Source organism: Pedobacter sp. PACM 27299, from assembly GCF_001412655.1.
GTDB lineage: Bacteria > Bacteroidota > Bacteroidia > Sphingobacteriales > Sphingobacteriaceae > Pedobacter.
Map to the genome: position 1 here is coordinate 159,934 of NZ_CP012996.1, position 18,684 is coordinate 178,617.

Consider the following 18,684-nt stretch of genomic DNA (forward strand, 5'->3'; position numbering starts at 1 on the left):
ATGAGATTTCTTAAATTTTTACTGGTGCCCATCGCGATTGCGATCGGGACCAGTGCTCAGGCGCAGGAATTATATGTGTTTACCGAGCCTGCCAGCAATATGCCGGCAAAATCCGTTGGATTCAGACTGACTAATGAAGGCCGGGTTAGTCCTGATTTCTCTATTAGAACCACTCCAGAGCTCATGTTAGGTTTCAATAAGAACCTGATGGTGCATGCACAAGGCTTTTTATCCAATATGGATGGCAGCTACAAGGTGGAAGGAGCCAGTTTATATGCGAAATACAGGTTTCTTTCTATAGATGAGATCAAACGTCATTTTCGTGCAGCCGCATTTGGAAGAATCAGTACCAGCAGCAGGCCCACGTTTTCTGAAGACATCAATCTGGAGGGTGATAATTCGGGTATTCAGGGCGGATTAATTTTCACCCAATTGCTGCACAAATTGGCCTTATCGACTACATTAAGCTATACCAGGTCTTTTGAACGCGATAGTAAACAGCAGCTAGGTATGCCTCAGCCAAATCAGATGCTGGGGTATAGCCTTTCTTCCGGCTATCTGGTACTTCCATTTGTCTATAAGAACTACAATCAGCCAAATTTTAACCTTTATTTCGAGGTTTTAGGGAAGACCAATCCTGAAAACGGAAAGTCTTATATAGATTTTGCGCCAGCCGTACAGATGATTATCAACAGCAGGACACGGATAGATTTGGGCTATAGGTTTGAAGTTGCAGGAAATGTGGCCAACCGTTATAATAAAAACATGTACATGATTAGAGCAGAGTTCAACTTTTACAATGTGCTTAAATAGGCTGCCGACGGTATTTCTTATCATACATCAACAATCTGCCTTTTAATTCGTTATACATTTGTAAATCACTAAAATATAGAATTATGAAAAAGGTATTTTTATTACTGGTTGTGCTTTCGATCAGCGTGGCATCTTTTGCACAAACCAAATGGAAGCTTGACCCTATGCACTCTTTCGTGAATTTCTCTGTTGGTCACATGGGAATTTCAGTTGTAGATGGTGCATTTAATAAATTTGATGGCACCATAGAAGATGCGAAGGCAGATTTTACAGATGCTAAAGTCAACTTTACAGTAGATGTAAATAGCGTAGACACACGTGTAGAGCCACGTAATAAACATTTGAAATCGGATGATTTCTTTAATGCCGAAAAATATCCAAATATGACTTTTGTGAGCACGTCTTTCAAAAAATTGAGTGGAAATAACTATGAATTGACAGGAAAACTGACCATTCGTGACGTCACTAAAGATGTAAAGTTCAATGTGGTTTTTGGTGGAACGCATACGGATGATAAAGGAACAACAAAAGCTGGTTTTGCAGCTAATACCACCATTAATCGCCTGGATTATAACATCAAATTTGATCCAACAGGAATGGGCGTAGCTAAAGACGTTAAAATCTCATTGAACCTGGAATTTGTTCAGGCAAAATAAGGACAGGATATTTAGGGGGGATACCCCCTTTTTACGATTTCATGATCATGAACAACTTATCTCAATTCCGAACCTTTAGTCAGCATTTACCTCTTCAGGATTATTTAATGCCCGTTCTATTTATGGGACATGGCTCTCCTATGAATGGGATTGAAGACAATGAGTTCAGTGCAGAATGGGCCAATATGGCGCATAATATTCCTGTTCCAACGGCTGTAATCGTCGTTTCCGCGCATTGGTTTACGAAAGGGACCCATTTAACAGCAATGGATTTTCCGAGTACAATCCATGATTTCGGAGGTTTCCCGCAAGCTTTATTTGATGTCAATTATCCTGCTCCAGGGAGCCCGGATCTAGCTGTCGCTGCTAAAAAACTGATCCAAAGTGTGGAAGTAGGTTTAGACCACGATTGGGGCCTAGATCATGGTGCATGGACAGTTTTAAGGCACATGTACCCAAATGCCAATGTCCCTGTGGTACAATTGAGCATTGATTATACAAAAGATGCCAGGTTTCATTATGAGCTGGCTAAAGAGCTGTATGAACTTCGTAAGAAGGGAGTGCTCATTATGGGCAGTGGTAATATGGTGCATAACCTGAGGATGATGAGCTGGGAAATGATCAATGGCGGTGGTTACGACTGGGCTTTAGAGATCAATGACCAGTTTAAACTGCTAATTCTGAGTAACGAACATCAGCCTTTACAGTCTTATCAGACTTTAGGTAAAGCAGCAATGCTAGCCATTCCTACGCCTGAGCATTACCTGCCGCTGATGTATACCTTAGGTTTGAAAAATGATCAGGAACCGGTTACACTTTTTAATGATAAGGCTGTTGCCGGCTCTTTAACGATGACTTCTGTCAGAATCGGTTAGGGATTTTACATCAATTTTCTCAGCCATTTTAATACCCATTCCTTTTTTTCATAAGGAGGATAAATCAGGTTGCTCATGTCCAATTTGGATTGAAAAACAACTGCTCTTTCATGAGAAAAAGTTTTAAATCCAAATTGACCGTGGCAACTGCCTAATCCGCTGCCATTGACCCCTCCGAAAGGTAATTTAGGATTGCTGATGTGGATCAGCACATCGTTTACGCAGGTTCCGCCAGCGCTGGTACTTTTAATGACCTGCTGAATCTGTTTTTTATTCTGACTAAAGATGTAAAGTGCCAGAGGTTTGTCCATTTTATTGACGAATGCAATGGCCTCTTCCATAGTTTTATAAGGGATAATAGGCAATACAGGGCCGAAAATCTCCTCTTTCATGATGTTTGCATTTTCTGAAAGACCGGTTAATATGGTGGGTAGAATGGTCTGTGTAGACTCATTTCCAGGGCCACCGTAAGGAAGCTTGGCACCTTTTGATACGGCATCGTCTACTAGTCCCTGGATGCGGTTATAATGTTTTTTATTGATGATTTTAGCATAGCTGGAGAGGTTGAGTTCCCCGTCATCTGTAAAGAACATCTGCTGAACTGCCGCCTTATATTTTTCTATGAATACTGCTTGTAACGATTCCTGTATGAGGATATAATCTGGTGCAATACAGGTTTGGCCCGCATTAGTGAGCTTCCCCCAGGCAATTTTGGCGGCGGCGATGTCCAGGTTAGCCGTTTCATCAATGAGTGTTGGTGATTTTCCGCCTAGTTCCAGGGTTAAAGAGGTCAGGTTTTTCGATGCAGCTTCCATAACGATCTTTCCTACAGCAGTACTTCCTGTAAAAAAGATGTGATCAAAGGGTAAACTCAGCAGGTGCGTAGAGAGCGTGGCATCCCCTTCAAAACAGCAAACTTCTGATTCTTCAAAGCATTCTTCAATCACCCGGCAGATAATTGAACTGGTTTCAGAACTTAATTCTGAAGGCTTTAAGATGGCACAATTTCCTGCGGCAATGGCTGAAATTAAAGGGGCCATCATCAGCTGAAAAGGGTAATTCCAAGGTGAAATAATCAGGCAAACACCCTTTGGTTCGTAATAGATCCTGTTTTTGGCCATTAGCGCCGTAATCGTTTTCCCTACTTTTAGGGGACGCATCCAGCTGCTCAGGTTTTTAATGGCATAATCTATTTCGCTGTAAATAAAAACAACTTCGGTAATTGCCGACTCAAATTCGCTCTTTCTTAAATCGCTCTGCAAGGCCGCATAAATCTCCTTTTCATACAGCTGTATACTGCTCTTTAAAGCACTCAATTTATTAATTCGTTGCGTCGCATTGCTATTTCTAAGTGTATATTTATACGCTTGCTGTGCTTTAAAAACGGAGTTAATAGTTTGTATCATAAATGCCGGCTAGGTGATGCTAATGAAAAGGACCTCTGCTGAGGTTACTAAATATACAAAATGAAACGATCTTCTGCTCATATTGAAGCTCGGTATGTAAAATTATCAAGTGATATAATGCTACAGCCAGGAGTAGGCCTTCAGGGATGAAAAAAAATATTTATCCGTTTAATATAAATAACAGACCAACCGACCGGGTAATTAGGTAGCCCCGGTTTAGAACCACCAAAATAGACAAAATGAAAAAATTATTTACCCTCTTACTGCTTGCAGGTGCAAGTGCTCAGGCTCAGCAAAATTCAGCGCTTAGTGTTGAAAAGATCATGCGTGATCAGAAATGGATCGGCGTAGCACCCACAAATTTCCGCTGGGCTGCGGATAGTAAAGTGCTGTTTTTTGACTGGAATCCTGAAAATAAAGATAAGTCAGAAGGTTTTCAAGTACAGGCAGCTTCCTTAAAAAGAGAGCAGTCGGATGAAAAGCTGAAAACTGCAGCTATTGGTGCCGATTATATTTATTCAGGAGACCGGTCGCTTGGTATCGTTGAAAAATCGGGGGATCTGTACCTATATTATCCGAAAACCAAGCAAGAGCAGCGGTTAACCCGCACCATTGAAAGAGAAATTAACCCTCGGTTTTTAAAAGATGGGACGGTAGTTTTTCAGCGTGGTGATAATCTTTTTACACTCCAACTGAAGAACAATGCAATTACGCAGCTGACGAATTTTGTAAAGGGAAAAGCAGGAAATACAGCGGATAAAGGCAAGCCTACCATTCAAAGTACCTGGCTAAAAGACGAACAAACCGAGCTTTTTGACATCATTAAAAAAAGAAACAAAGAAGGAAATCCGGTAAGGGGGCGTTTTGCTAACCTGACACCAGAAAAGCCGGAGAAAACGATAAAACCGATCTATCTGGAGGAAAAGTTCCTGAATGGATTAATCGTCAGTCCAGATGGCAGATATCTGAGCTATAAGCTGATGACGCCTGCTGCTGGCACTATAAATACGATCGTTCCCAATTTCATCACCGCTTCAGGGTATGTAGAAGATATAGCAGGTAGAACTAAGGTGGGGGAGCCTTTGCCAACCTTTCAGAGCTATATTTACGACCAGCAGCGAGATACTGTGTATAGTGTGCATACGGAGCAGATTCCTGGGATTAAAGATCTTCCGGATTACGTAAAAGACTATCCTAAGCAATTGGCAGAACGCCAGAAGAAAAACGAAGATCGCCAGGTGAATCTTAGCGGGCCATATTGGAATGAGGCAGGAACAGCTGCCATCATGCTGGCCGATGCACAGGACAATAAAGACCTTTGGATTTTGAAACTGGATGCCGCCACCGGAAACTTAAGCATCGTAGACAGACAAAGGGATGAAGCCTGGATCGGCGGCCCTGGGATTGGTTGGGGAAATGTAGGCTGGGTAGATCAAAATCGCTTTTATTTCCAAAGTGAAGCTTCAGGATACAGCCATTTGTATTTGGCAAATATCGCCAGCGGAGAGAAAAAACAACTGACTTCCGGGAACTGGGAAGTGCAGAAGCTAGAACTTTCAAAAGACAAGAAAACCTTCTATATCACTGCAAATAAAGACCATCCTGGGATCACGCAGTTCTATAAACTGGATGTAAATGGTGGGCCATTGGTGCAACTAACCAGTATGAAAGGTGGAAATGAAGTGACGCTTTCGCCGGATGAAAAATGGCTGGCCATTAATTATTCTTATATGAATAAACCCTGGGAGCTGTACATTCAGCCTAATAAACCAGGTGCAAAAGCCGTTCAGGTCACCAATTCTACTTCCGAAGAGTTCAAAGCTTACGCATGGAGGGAACCAGACCTGGTTTCTTTTAAAAATCGTTATGGAGCAGCTGTTTATGCCAGGGTTTATCCGGCTAAAAATCCACATCCAAATCGTCCTGCTGTAGTCTTTGTTCATGGTGCAGGTTATTTACAGAATGTGCATTACTGGTGGAGTCAATATTCCAGAGAGTATATGTTCAATAATATGCTGGCCGACAATGGTTATACCGTAATCGACATCGATTATACGGCAAGTTCTGGGTATGGCAGAAATCACCGCACCGGAATCTACAGACACATGGGTGGAAAAGACCTGACCGATCAGGTGGATGGTGTGAAAATGCTGGTAGAGAAATATAATGTAAATCCGAAGCATGTAGGGCTATATGGAGGCTCTTACGGTGGTTTTATCACGCTGATGGCCTTATTTAACGAACCGGATGTTTTTGCCAGTGGGGCAGCTTTAAGGTCGGTTACCGATTGGGCGCATTACAACCATGGCTATACCTCCAATATTTTAAATGAACCATATAATGATGAATTGGCTTATAAACGCAGTTCTCCGATCTACTTCGCCAATGGTTTAAAGGGAAATTTGTTAATGTGCCATGGTATGGTAGACGTGAATGTGCAGTTTCAGGACATCGTAAGGCTCTCTCAGCGCTTCATTGAACTAGGGAAAGACAACTGGGAGCTGGCTGTTTATCCTGTTGAAGATCATGGTTTTGTGGAGCCATCCAGCTGGACGGATGAGTATAAACGCATTTATAAATTGTTCGAAACGACTTTGAAAAAATAAATAGAGAAAAACTAATTCTTGATACTGATGTATAGTTTTTGTCTATATGTATATCAGTATTAAGTATCTGTTATCTCTTGAATTTGGTTGCATTTGAGGGGATATAGCCTTACCTTTGTAGCACGAAATTAAAAAACAAATAATTATGATTAATATAGGTCAACAATTCCCATCATTCTCAAAAACTGCTGTAGTTAGTATCGAAAAAGGTAAAGAATTCGAAACAATTACTTCAGATTCTTTAATCAACGAAAACAACCAGTGGACTTGTATGTTCTGGTGGCCAAAAGATTTCACTTTTGTTTGCCCAACAGAAATTGCTGAATTTAACAATAACTTCAATGAATTCCGTGACCGTGATACTACCTTAATCGGTGCATCTACGGATTCTGAATTCGTTCACGCTGCATGGAGAACTCACCACGATGATTTACGTGATTTGAAATTCCCAATGTTAGCAGATACTTCTAAATCTTTAGCTGAAGCTTTAGATATTTTAGAGCCAAACGAAAAAATCGCTTACCGTGCTACGTTCATCATCGATCCACAAGGTATCGTACGTTGGGCTAGTGTAAATGACTTAAGTGTTGGTCGTAACGTTAAAGAAGTGATCAGAGTACTAGATGCTTTGCAAACTGACGAACTTTGCCCATGTAACTGGGAAAAAGGTCAAGAGACTTTAACTGTATAATTTTACTGTTTAATCCTGAGAATCCCTGTAAAATGCATTTTTGCAGGGATTTCTTTTACCCAAAAATTTATTTATCATGACAGCAGCAACAGAAACTATTCAAGAATTATTAGCCCTAGTAGGTCTTGAAACAGAGTATAGAAATGAAAGTCTTACGCTTTTAGAAAAAGGCAATTCAAGATACGTACGTGATTTAAAATTGAACTTAAGCAGCACTTTTACCTCAAGTCATTTGAGCGATAAAGAATGCGCATTGATCGCATTGAGTATTGCTGTAAATAACAACAATAAAGTATTGATTGATTTCTTTGAGAAATTAGCAATCACAAAAGAAGCGACAGCGGAAGAAATCGCTGAAGCAGTAGGTTGTGCGTCTTTATTGGCCTTAAATAACGTGTTTTACCGTTTCCGTCACTTTACCGGAAAAGAGAAATATACTCAGATTCCTGCGCGTGTACGCATGCAGATTATGAGCAGCCCGGTTACTGGTAAAGAATTTTTTGAGTTGATGAGCATCGCCGTTTCTGCCGTTAATGGCTGTGAAATGTGTGTGAATGCACATGAGCACTCGATCTTGGCTTTAGGCGCTACAGAAGAAAGAGTATTTGATGCGGTCCGTATCGCTTCAATCGTTACTTCTGCAGGAAAAGTAATTTACTAATTTGTTTGTTCCTGAGCAACTGAAGGGTTGATGAGGTCCTAATTAAAAAAGAAGCTTGACTATTCATCGGCTGAAACTTTTTGCGCTAAACAGCACAAAACTTTCTAGGCCGTTTCATAGCAAAGCTTCTTTTTTTGAAATTAAGGTTCGGAAGTCGCAGCGCTTAATGACTTTAACCGCTCTCTTGCATGAGTATTATCTGGATTGACTGTTAAAGACCGTTTGTAGTTTATGATTGATTCATTGATTTGTCCGGCTCCTTCCAATGCCTCGGCATAGCTGTCGAAGGCATTCCAGGACTGTTGGAACTCCGTAGTATTCAATTTGAATATGGCTAAGGCTTCGGCTTTTTTACCTTCTCCTAAAAGATAATAGCCCATGGTGTTTAACTCACCTTCAGCCAGATTGAATTCAAATCTTCTGTTTTTCTCCAGCTTCTCTTTCCTGTAAAATGAAATGCCTACTTCAACGGACCCATTCAGGATTTTAGGGGCCATTGCTTGCACAATCTCCAGCTTTGGTTCTTCATAACTAAGGCCATTAATCACTGAATATATCTTGTTGCTGATGGGGTTAAGGTCTACATTTGTCCCTCCAGGGGCTGTATTGCCTAAGATAATGATCGCTTGCTCTTTATGTTTTTCCCTGACAATTATCGATCTGAAGCCATTGATTGCCCCGGTATGTGAGGAAAACTCAGAAGTAAAAGCGAGACCGGGGATTTTCATCTTGTTGAACATTATCCCGTAGGCATATTTCTCCATATTCGGTTTAAACAGGAGCTCCAGGTTTTTATTTGATAGTAACTGTTCAGTGTACAATGCCCTGTCCCATTTCAGAAGATCCCCAACCGTAGCATACATTCCCCCTGCCGCAAAAATGACCGCATAAAGGTTGATATAATCAGGTTTTGTATATTTTCCATACTGGAGGTTATAACCTGAGGCCTGTTTGCTGAGTACTTCTTTTCTCCTCTCCATGCCTGAGCTGTTCATCCCAAGCACATCCAGTATTCTTTCTTTAAGCACTTCACTGTAGGGCTTAGACCGCAGCGATTCTATGATGGCTCCAAGGATATAATAGCCGGAATTGGAATAACGATAGCGAAGACCAGGATCAGCCTCAAGGTCCGCGCTGCAATACTTCTCTATAAATTCCTGGGGCGTATATTCTGTCTTGCAGATTTCCCAGAAATCCTCTCTGCTGCCAAAATCACCAAGTCCGGAAGTGTGGCTCAACAACTGGTGAATAGTTACTTTTGTACCAATATCCTTTCTGTAATAGGGCAGGTAATCGGAAATATGTCCATCTAGATTGATTTTTCCTTCCTGATAAAGCTGTAGGATTAGCATCGCCGTAAACTGTTTGGTGAGCGAACCAATTCTAAATTTCGTATCGGCAGTATTTGCGGCATTCCATTCCCGGTTTGCCAAACCATAACCTTTGCTAAACACAACTTTACCCTTTTTCGCGACCAGCACAGTCCCGCTAAATTGATCAAGAGCTACAAAGGTCTTTACCAGTTTGTCGATCTGTTGACTTTCTTGATTTGTTTGTGCATGCAGCATCACCGGAAACAACACAAATATACAGAGGTAAATAAAACGGTACGGATTGGTGCTCATAATTGGGGTAGTCCATTAAGTCGGTGTAAGCCATTAACCAGTTTAGTCGTGAAATCCGGTAGCAGGAAGGAGTGTATTGCAGTATCTATAAAAGGAGAACTATGCTTTGAAGACATTCCAATCTTTGCGTTTCAGCAAAGCTTCGGGGATGAAAAGTATAGTTCTCCTTTTTAGTAGCAGTTAAGCGAGGTTTCTTCCCGCGTTTACGATACCATAAACGGTTCTGATAGATAGTTTTTCTAATGACTGCTGTTCTTCCTCAGAAATATTGTCATTTTGAAGCTGTTCTAATGCGTAATGCTGGATCAATACCAATGGCAGTACAATCTTCTCCCTAACGGAAATAGAGCGTTTCTCAACTGGGTAATTCTCCATCAGACTCTCATGTCCGGACAGCTTTAATAAAAGCTCCTTAGAGAGCTCAAATTCGTTGTAAAGCGTAGTCCAGAATGCGCCATATTCTGTATCATTGGCAAAATGGGCAGTAATGGCGAAATCGGCTTTGCTCATAGACATCATACAATTGTCGATAATGGTTTTAAAGTAGCCGGATTCCTGATAAGTTTTAACCACTTTGTCCCAGTTTCCAAGATCTAACTGGCTTTTTAGTGCGGTTCCGATCCCGTAAAAACCTGGTATGTTTTGCTTCAGCTGGCTCCATGCGGTGACGAAACTGATGGCTCTTAAGTCTTCGAGCTTCAATGCTTCTCCAGAATTTCTCTTTACCGGTCTGCTGCTGATCGTAATCTTAGACAATAAGGTAAGCGGAGAGAATTTCTCCAGGTAGCTCAGGAACAAAGGATGTTTACGTAAGGAAACAAAGGCTTCAAAGCTTTCTGTAGCCATTTCATCCAATAGGTTTTTATGTAAAGGATCCAGCAGGATGTTGTGTTTTTCCTTCATGCCGGCAGAAATCCCCGCATTGATCAGTTGCTCCATATTAAATTCGGCACTGTCAATCGATCCGTATTGAGAGCTGATACTTTGACCCTGAACGGTTAACTGGATGTTTTTATTGGCAATTTCCTTACCCATAGAAGCATAGAAACGGTGTGTTTTACCACCACCTCTGGAAGGAGGACCACCTCTGCCATCAAAGAAGGCCAGTTGAATATTATGCTTGTCGGCAGTTTCAGTAAGGGCTACTTTCGCATTAAAGATAGACCAGTTGGCCATCAAATAACCACCGTCTTTGGTACTGTCAGAGAAGCCCAGCATGATGTGCTGTTTACCGCCTCTGTTTTGTAAATGTTTTTTATAGAATGGGTGACTGTACAGCGTTTCCATGATTTCGGAAGCATCTGCAAGGTCATGTACGGTTTCAAAAAGAGGTACGAAATCTATGGTCAGTTCATCTTCTGTCCAGCCATTATATAGGAACAGTTCGATCAGCTGTAAGATATCACTCGCCTGCTGGCAATTACTGATAATAAACCTGTGACAGGCCATTTCTCCATTGATCTGCTGAATTTGCTTGATCTCTGCGATGGTTTGCAGGGTATCTTCCGTTAAAGAGTTTGCTGGTTCCGTGTAATTCACCTTGGCACTTTTAAAGATCATGGCCTTGATCTTCTCCTGCTCATTTAGGTTTTCATAGTTTTCAGGATACAGGGTCGTTAAAGGCTTGCTCTGGCGGCAATAAGTATGTACATCTCTTAGTACCCTGCTGTCTTGGCGGATGTCTAAAGAGGCAAAGTGACTGCCGTAAAGCTCCATCTTGCGGATCAGGTCTGAAACAAGGTCGGCAAACAAGCCGTCATGGTCTTCTAAAAGCGTGGTTTTAATCTTGTTCAGGATCTCAATTAAGCTGGCAGAAATGTCTTCTGTAGCAATATTTGGATTAAAGGCCTGTGCGTATAGCGTTTCTTGTACTAAGGCAATATTTTCTTCTACACCTCTAAAGGTAATACGGCGTTTCAGATTTCTAAAGTCCCTGTAATAACATCTGAAAAGGATCTGACGCAGCATTTTGGACACCTGAATGGTAGAATCGGCATGCACATTAGGATTCCCGTCACGATCGCCTCCTGGCCAGAAGCCAAGTTCGATGATTTTTTTAGATTCCAGGTTATAATCATTTAAGCTTTGGTCAATCTCCGATTGGATATTGGCAGCAGCAAAATAGAATACATTTTCCAGGTACCAGGCCAGGCTCAAAGCTTCATCTACTGGAGTAGGTGATTTTTTGTTAAAGAATGGCGTTTTACCCAATTGCTGCAGCAGCTGATTGATGGTAGAAATGTCATTCGTCTTAATGGCGGTGGTTAAGTCGGTAATGATCGATAGCACACTTCCAGGATAGAACTGGGTAGGGTGGGCGGTCAGTACCAGTCTCAGGGAAAACTCTTCAATTAGTTTCTCAATTTTTTCGGTTAAGGCTGGATTGTCAACCGCCTTCTTCAGATAAACAAGTAAAGCACTGTGTTCTTCTTCTGCATTTAGTTTATTGAAGGAGGCATCTTCAACAGCATCAAACAATACCACCTGGCGTTCGATGTATTGAATGAAGCGGAAAAGTAGGTCGATAATGTCTTTCTTAGAATTATTTTGGGTATACTTTTCAAAAAATGCATTAATGATTCCTGCTGGCGTTTCGTGGTTCTTGACACCATCTTCGCAATACTTAATGAAGAGCGGAAGCAAAGTTCCGGTATCTTTTACTCTGTAGAAGGGAAGGGTAAGGAAAAGGCTGTTGTAAAGTTCAAATCTGGAGACAACCTCATTGTTGAATACGGACTCTCTCTGGCCTTTAGCGCGTTGTTTCTGCATCATCTTTATGGTTCATTTTTTCGCGCTTAAGCTACCAAAAATGATTCGGAAAAGGGAATAATGCGGTTAATTAATTTAATTGCGGTTGTGGACTAAATTTATTAACTTAGAGGTATAGAGGTTATACAAATTCCTTTTAAAGAATTGCCGAGTTTGGCGTATGCGCTGAAATGAGGCAGAATTAATTGTTAATTTTTTGGGGTTAAACAGCCGTTAAGAATATTCTTAACGGCTGTTTTTGTTAGTGTACGTCTACCGGAATGGCAACGTTTTTCTTGAATTTCTGTAAGTACAGCAATGGAATAGAGCACAATAGCACCAATCCTGCCACCCAATAGGCGTCGCTGTAGGTCAGCAGTAAACTTTGTTTGGTTACCGCACCTTCAATTGCTTTCAATGCCAGTGATTTGGCATCCAGGTAATTGTAGCCCTTTGCGATAAAGCCCTGAATATAGCCATTGAAACGCTCTGTAAAGGCCGGGTTGTTTTCGTTGACATTCACCAGTAAGTTACTGCGGTGGAAGCCTTGACGAACGTGGATTAAGGTCGTTAAGGCTGCAATACCAAAAGATCCGCCCAATTGTCTCATCATGTTGTTCAATCCTGATCCCTGTCCGATTTCAGCACCTTTCAGGTCCTGAATCGCCAATGTAGTCAGCGGTACAAATAGTAAGGCCATACCTACACCTCTAATGATCAGTGGCAGGAAGAAATCTCCGGTTCCCGATTGTAAAGTCGAGTTGCTTAGCATAGAACAGAAAACGAAGAAAAGGAACATTCCAATGGTTGCCATAAACTGTGCAGGGATATTTTTCTTGAGCATGATCCCGATAAAAGGCATCATGACAATCGTACAAAGTCCCCCTGGGAATAGCAATTCTCCAGTTTGAAGCGGCGAGAAGCCCAGTAAATTCTGACAAAAAACCGGAAATACAAACACAGAACCATATAATCCGAATCCTAAAATAAAGGAGGTAAACATCCCTACAGAGAAACTACGGTGCCTCATAATTTTAAAATTCACAATCGGGTGATCTGTGCTCAGTTCTCTCCAGATGAAGAGCAATAAGCCCAATACGGAAGCCACAGCCAATGCCGTAATGTATGGTGTAGCGAACCAATCTTCACTTTCTCCTTTTTCTAAAACCGTTTGTAAACTACCTACAGCAATCGCGAGTAACACGATGCCCCACCAATCTACCGGCATTCCTTTTCCTTCTTTTGGTGTTTCCCTCACAAAGGTATAGGTACAGTACGCGGCGAGAATTCCAACGGGAATGTTCACATAAAAGATCAGTGGCCAGGAGCTCACTTCCAGTAAATATCCACCAATAGTTGGACCTACAGTAGGGCCTACTACGGCTCCCAGTCCAAATAATGCGGTGGCAATACCGATATCTTCTCGGGGCCAGGTTTCAATTAAGATGGCTTGTGCGGTAGAAATTAATCCTCCTCCAGCAAGTCCCTGAAGGATACGAAAGGCGATAAGTTCTTCCAGATTGGTCGCATTTCCGCAAAGGAAAGAGGCGATGGTAAAGAGAACAATGGAAAAAAGGAAATAATTTTTACGTCCGAAACGACTCCCCAGCCAGCCGGACATGGGTAAAACGATCACATTCGCGACCGCGTAACCGGTGGATAACCAGGCCACGTCCTCGAGGGTTGCGCCCAGGTTACCCTGTATCTGAGGGATGGCAACGTTCACAATGGTGGTATCAATCAGCTCCAGTAAGGAGGCTGTGATTACCGTGAACGTGATCACCCACTTTTTTAAACCTTTCTCGGCCATCTTGTTAGTCTTTTATAGAAACGGAAACTTTTACACTCATTCCAGGACGAAGTTTTTCCAGGATTTCTTTTGGAGCGTTGGTAATCTTAATCTTTACCGGAATACGTTGCACTACTTTCACGAAATTTCCTGTCGCATTATCTGGAGGAAGAAGCGAACCTTTTGCACCTGTAATCGGCGCGAAATTGTATACTTCACCTTGAACTTCCGCATTTGGATAAGCATCTACTTCTACTTTTACTTTTAAGCCCGGTTTGATGTCTTCCAACTGCGTTTCTTTGAAGTTTGCAGTTACATAAATGCTGTTGTCATTCACGATAGAAAACAAAGATTGTCCAGCTTGAACCAATTGTCCTTTTTGAACATTCTTTTTAGAAACAATCCCTGTTGCAGGAGCTTTAATATCGGTATAAGACAACTGTAATTTCGCGAAATCTACATCTGACTGGCGTTGTGTAACTCCATTATGGCTCACTGCCAGTTGAGATTGTGTAGTTCCTACTTGTTTTACTGCTGCAGCATATTGATCATTTGCAGCTGTAAAAGCGGCTTGTGCAGATTCTTTCTGCGCTTTAGCCTGGTCAAATTGCTGCTGGGTGATTGAACCATCTTTTACCAGATTTGCATAACGCTCATAATCTTTTTGCGCTAGGGATAATTTTACCCTTGCAGCTTCGATATTTGCTCTTGCAGTGCTGGTATTTGCTGCGGTAGCGGCAATCTGAGATTCAGAAACCCCTACACCTGCACTAGCACCCATCTGGCCTGCCTGCGCTTGTTCTAGCTTCACTTTATAGTCGCTGTCGTCAAGTTTCACCAAAACATCGCCTTCTTTTACTCTCGTGTTTTCTTCGAAATTGATGTCTTTTACGTAACCGCCAACACGTGCAACAACCGGACTGATGTCGCCATCAATCTGTGCATCATCCGTGTCTACGTGTTTGCTGTAATAGATGAATTCTTTTACCCCGAAAATCCCGCCTACAATGATCAATACTGCTAATATGATCGGGATTACTATATTCTTTTTTTTCTTTTCAGTTTCCATTGGAATTTATATAAAAGGTTTTTATTGGGAGATTTTTCCCGTTGATTTTAATAAGGTATAATAGGCGAGTCCGGCATCGGCTTTAGCCAGTTCCAGGTTAATTTTAGCCTGGTATAACAGCGTTTCTGCATCAATTCTATCAATGGCAGAGGCCACGTTGTTTTTATATTTTGAAGCCAGTAATTTGTCGTTTTCTGTGGCCTGTGCGATAGAAGTCTCTAATACTTTAATCTTGTTGACCGACAGCTGGTAATTCTGATAATTTCTATTCACTTCAGTTTTCACCTGGTCGGAAAAAACATCTTTCTGAAGTTCTACGTCTTTCTGCTGAATTCTGGCATCAGTTACTTTATGCTTATTGGTCCAAAGTGTACCGATATTCCAAGAAACATTGGCGCCTAAAGTCATAGGTACTAAAAACTGATGAGTTGGCGGGATGAAAGAACCGCTTGGGTTGATATAATACAAATCTGCCCCAACGCCTACGGTAGGCAAAGTATTGGCTTTTACAGACTTAATATTTACCTCGGCTACTTTATTCCTGATGTCAAACTGTCTCAACTCCTGACGGTTTGCGAAGGCCTGATCCAGGTAGCTGCTTAACGCAGGAAGGGTTTTCAGGTTATCGTTAGGATCTGTTGGCAGCAGCTCGGTATCTTCAGAAATCCCTAGCAATACATCCAGATTGTAGTTTATAATCTTTCGGTTGTTTTCAATCTCCATCTCTGTTAAAGAGACGTTTGCTTGTTGCAACTGGAACCTGAGCACGTCATTTTTGGTGACGATACCCTGGCTAAAAAACCTTTCTGCCTGTTTCAGCTGGCCAGCGATGGATTCCAGATTTTGCGCCACCACCTTTTTACTTTGGATGATTTTGTAAAGTGAAAAATAAGTGTTGATCACCGCATAGCTGATCTCCTCCTTATCTTTATCTGCATCTAATCTGGCCACCTCTGTTAGCAAACGAGTGGATTCCTCTGCGTACCTCAGCTTTCCACCACCATAAATCAGCTCTTTTACGCTTGCTGTACCCACAAATGCATCTGCACGTTTTGGCAAATTAATTGGGTCAGCACCGCCGATGATGAGTTGATTGGTTGGAATTTCAGCATGATTGTACAGAAAAGAAGCCTCTGCCGTTGGCAAAGCCATGTCTTTGGCAATGCTCAGCTGATTGATCGCTGCATCTACCTTGTTCTGAGAACGCTTCAGGTTTTTGCTGTTTTCAATGCCGAGCTGTATGGCCTCCGATAAGCTCAGGTTTTTGGTGTTTTGCGCGTAAAGCATTCCCGGCAGGAGCAATGCGATGACGCTGAACTTGATTCTATTTATCATTATTGGGAGTTAAATACACGATGAGAATGTCTTTTAGATGAGCGATTAGACGGTTGGTAATCACGGATTTGTCTTCTTCGTTGTTGATATCGAGAATCGTGCCATAGGTGATTTTTGCAGGAGAGATGGCCACGTTGCTAATGGTGCCCATTACTGTAGCAATAAGCATTCTCACATCTACCTGTCGGAAACTACCTTCTGTAATGCCATCATCAATGATTTGTTCAATCACAACAAGGTTATTGGCCATGGAGTTCTTTACTTTCAGAAACATCTCCGGGCGCTGGGAAAGCGTCAGTTCTCTGTGCATCATTTTATGCAGACCTGGGTTACATAAAATACGCTTCGCATAGTTTTCAACTACTTTCAGTAATTTTTCCATGTGAGAGAGTTTATCCTGACTGATGCTGAGGAGCTGCTCATTGAAACCGAAGATTCTTTTGGACATAATTTCCATGAAAACTCCTTCTTTGGAGCCGAAGTAGTAGTTGATCATGGACATGTTAGCTCCTGATTCTTTCGCGATTTGGCGGGTAGAAGTACCTTCGTAGCCCAATTCTGTAAACAATCGCTCCGCAGCGTCCAGAATACTTGCCTTTTTATCTGCTTTTTCCATTTCTAAATTTGACGAAGCAAAATTAATCAATCGATTGAATAGTTGTAGGGCTGGACTAGATTTCGAGTCTTAATTGACAAACGGTTGACAATATATACGGCAATATTAAGTGGATAGTTCTGTGCTTGCTGCTTCCTATTTTGAAATAAATCAATATCTTTGAGGCCTAAGTATATTAAAAATGACTAACGAAGAAAATAACAACAGTTTTGATTGGGTATATTATGTTTTAGGCCTGTTTTTCGGAACTTTAACAGCAGCAATAATCTCAGGCGCATTTTTATGGTCTGTATTAGGTGGAATTATTGGATTTATTCTTTCCGCAATGTTCTTGAACGGATTGGTTAAAGGACGCGAATACTAGTCTTTTTCCCATTTTTTAATAGGAACTGCTAATCTGAACTGACCGTTTATTCCTAAACGATCCATTTGGAAGCAAGAAGAAAGGACACCATGTCATTTGTGTGACCTGAAATCTGGTTGCTAAGGTTTTGTAAGGTTAGTCAGCATAGTCATTAATATCGGCGTATTACGCAATTCAATTCATTGAAATAACATATAAGTAATATAGAAAATGCCGGATCATCAATTGATCCGGCATTTTTCATTTAAAGCCTTAGTTAAAGTGGTATAAAGGGTGTTTATATAAGGAGTATTGACTGATTTTCTTAAGAAATCCCATTCTCCTGATGGCTATGACGCTTTGTTCGCAGAAAACTGTCTAGATAAGCGAAAGCCAATAGAACATCTACAAATAGAAATATTTTAATGAAAGTGGGCGTGAAGTATTTACTAAAGTCCAGTTGTCCGGAGCTGAATAACTTGCCGAATTTTGCATCCTGAAAAGTAAAATCGCTATTGGCGACAATATAAGTCACTATGGCGAGCATCGAAAAGATGAAAAACCCAGAGATACTATAAATAATGCGTTTGTCTACCTTCGTCTTCATCGATACCGGTGCGATTTCCAGCTTTACCTGCTCCATCACATTTCTTGTAAATGACATGGAAGGTTCTTCCAAACCCAATCCGCTCATCTCTTTATTGATTTCCAGGAACTCCTGATATAGGGAACGGTATACTGGATCTGAGGCAATCTTAGCTTCCACAGCCAATTGCTGTTCCTGGCTGCTGCTGCCATCAATATAATCCCAGATTTCTTCTTCTATAGTGATCATAATAATTCCTTTACTTCGTCTTTTAACAAATATTGTAATTTTTCTTTCAGTCTGATTCTGGCGCGGTGCAATTTTACTTTTACCGTGTTGCTTTCCATATTGAGCGTCTTTCCGATCTCTTCCAGACTTTGTTCGCCCTGATAGAACAGGGTGATGATACTGGCATCATCGGCAGAGAGTAAGGCAATGGCCTGGTTGAGGTACACATAACCCGATCTTTTTTCTACCAGGTCTGAATTGAAGTCAGAAGTATGGTTTTCCAGCTGAAGGATACTCCCTTCATCGTCGATCGATTGTACATCCAGTCGCTTTTTGCGTAAAAAGCTCATGGACGTGGTGTAGGTGATAGTATACAGCCAGGTAGAAAATTTTGCAGTCTGCTTATAGGTACCGAGGGCCTTGTATGCTTTAATGAAACAATCCTGTGCGATCTCTTCTGCATCTTCCCGACGTTTGGAAAAACGCATTGCCAATGTAAATACAAAGCGCTGATGACGTTTTACCAGTTCGGAAAAAACCGCGGTATTGCCCGACAGGACTTCAGTAATTAGCTCGTTATCGGATTGCTTATGCTGCATATATTTTTAGACGCGCGTCTTTTAGATAGTTTTATATA

Annotated in this window: 16 protein-coding genes; 7 read left to right on the forward strand and 9 right to left on the reverse strand. The window is 41.5% G+C overall.

What is annotated here, in order from left to right:
* The 3 genes from AQ505_RS00580 to ygiD all read left to right on the forward strand — a co-directional run bounded on the left by AQ505_RS00580 (position 1) and on the right by ygiD (position 2,344).
* A complete protein-coding gene (locus AQ505_RS00580) occupies positions 1-813 on the forward strand; it encodes a hypothetical protein (protein WP_062546383.1) in 813 nt (270 codons plus the stop codon).
* Positions 814-896: 83 nt separating this feature from the next.
* Entirely contained in the window at positions 897-1,469 is a 573-nt protein-coding gene (locus AQ505_RS00585; protein ID WP_062546384.1) for a YceI family protein, read from the forward strand.
* A 47-nt stretch (positions 1,470-1,516) separates the two neighbouring features.
* The gene (ygiD, locus tag AQ505_RS00590) at positions 1,517-2,344 is read left to right on the forward strand and encodes a 4,5-DOPA dioxygenase extradiol (RefSeq protein ID WP_062550834.1); all 828 of its coding nucleotides are present in this window, start codon (positions 1,517-1,519) and stop codon (positions 2,342-2,344) included.
* Between the two features lie 5 nt (positions 2,345-2,349).
* Here ygiD and AQ505_RS00595 read toward each other — a convergent pair whose 3' ends face one another.
* Entirely contained in the window at positions 2,350-3,750 is a 1,401-nt protein-coding gene (locus AQ505_RS00595; protein WP_062546385.1) for an aldehyde dehydrogenase family protein, read from the reverse strand.
* A 239-nt stretch (positions 3,751-3,989) separates the two neighbouring features.
* On the opposite strand from AQ505_RS00595, the gene AQ505_RS00600 reads away from it, so the two are divergent.
* The 3 genes from AQ505_RS00600 (at position 3,990) to AQ505_RS00610 (ending at position 7,708) form a co-directional block, all read left to right on the forward strand.
* Entirely contained in the window at positions 3,990-6,356 is a 2,367-nt protein-coding gene (locus AQ505_RS00600) for a S9 family peptidase (RefSeq protein ID WP_062546386.1), read from the forward strand.
* Positions 6,357-6,501: 145 nt separating this feature from the next.
* Complete coding sequence (locus AQ505_RS00605) at positions 6,502-7,047, forward strand: peroxiredoxin (RefSeq protein ID WP_062546387.1); 546 nt, start codon at positions 6,502-6,504, stop codon at positions 7,045-7,047.
* Between the two features lie 76 nt (positions 7,048-7,123).
* Complete coding sequence (locus AQ505_RS00610) at positions 7,124-7,708, forward strand: carboxymuconolactone decarboxylase family protein (protein ID WP_062546388.1); 585 nt, start codon at positions 7,124-7,126, stop codon at positions 7,706-7,708.
* A 140-nt stretch (positions 7,709-7,848) separates the two neighbouring features.
* On the opposite strand, the gene AQ505_RS00615 is transcribed toward AQ505_RS00610, so the two are convergent.
* The 6 genes from AQ505_RS00615 to AQ505_RS00645 form a co-directional block, all read right to left on the reverse strand.
* Positions 7,849-9,333 (reverse strand): serine hydrolase domain-containing protein, encoded by a 1,485-nt coding sequence (locus AQ505_RS00615; RefSeq protein ID WP_082461369.1) that lies wholly within the window; start codon positions 9,331-9,333, stop codon positions 7,849-7,851.
* Between the two features lie 180 nt (positions 9,334-9,513).
* On the reverse strand, positions 9,514-12,105 hold the full coding sequence (locus tag AQ505_RS00625) for a phosphoenolpyruvate carboxylase (protein WP_062546391.1): 2,592 nt from the start codon (positions 12,103-12,105) through the stop codon (positions 9,514-9,516).
* Between the two features lie 238 nt (positions 12,106-12,343).
* Entirely contained in the window at positions 12,344-13,891 is a 1,548-nt protein-coding gene (locus AQ505_RS00630) for a DHA2 family efflux MFS transporter permease subunit (protein WP_062546392.1), read from the reverse strand.
* A 4-nt stretch (positions 13,892-13,895) separates the two neighbouring features.
* Positions 13,896-14,939 carry an HlyD family secretion protein gene (locus tag AQ505_RS00635; RefSeq protein ID WP_062546393.1) on the reverse strand — a complete coding sequence of 348 codons (1,044 nt, stop codon included), beginning with the start codon at positions 14,937-14,939 and terminating at the stop codon, positions 13,896-13,898.
* A 21-nt stretch (positions 14,940-14,960) separates the two neighbouring features.
* Entirely contained in the window at positions 14,961-16,274 is a 1,314-nt protein-coding gene (locus tag AQ505_RS00640) for a TolC family protein (RefSeq protein WP_062546394.1), read from the reverse strand.
* Positions 16,264-16,890 (reverse strand): TetR/AcrR family transcriptional regulator, encoded by a 627-nt coding sequence (locus tag AQ505_RS00645; protein ID WP_062546395.1) that lies wholly within the window; start codon positions 16,888-16,890, stop codon positions 16,264-16,266. Before AQ505_RS00645 ends, AQ505_RS00640 begins: the two co-directional genes overlap by 11 nt.
* A 181-nt stretch (positions 16,891-17,071) precedes the next feature.
* Here AQ505_RS00645 and AQ505_RS00650 point away from each other — a divergent pair, with 181 nt between their 5' ends.
* Positions 17,072-17,254 (forward strand): hypothetical protein, encoded by a 183-nt coding sequence (locus AQ505_RS00650; RefSeq protein ID WP_062546396.1) that lies wholly within the window; start codon positions 17,072-17,074, stop codon positions 17,252-17,254.
* A 304-nt stretch (positions 17,255-17,558) separates the two neighbouring features.
* On the opposite strand, the gene AQ505_RS00655 is transcribed toward AQ505_RS00650, so the two are convergent.
* The gene (locus AQ505_RS00655; RefSeq protein WP_062546397.1) at positions 17,559-18,068 is read right to left on the reverse strand and encodes an anti-sigma factor family protein; all 510 of its coding nucleotides are present in this window, start codon (positions 18,066-18,068) and stop codon (positions 17,559-17,561) included.
* Positions 18,065-18,646: an RNA polymerase sigma factor gene (locus AQ505_RS00660; RefSeq protein WP_062546398.1), complete on the reverse strand. Its 582-nt coding sequence runs from the start codon at positions 18,644-18,646 to the stop codon at positions 18,065-18,067. Before AQ505_RS00660 ends, AQ505_RS00655 begins: the two co-directional genes overlap by 4 nt.
* Positions 18,647-18,684 lie beyond the last annotated feature (38 nt).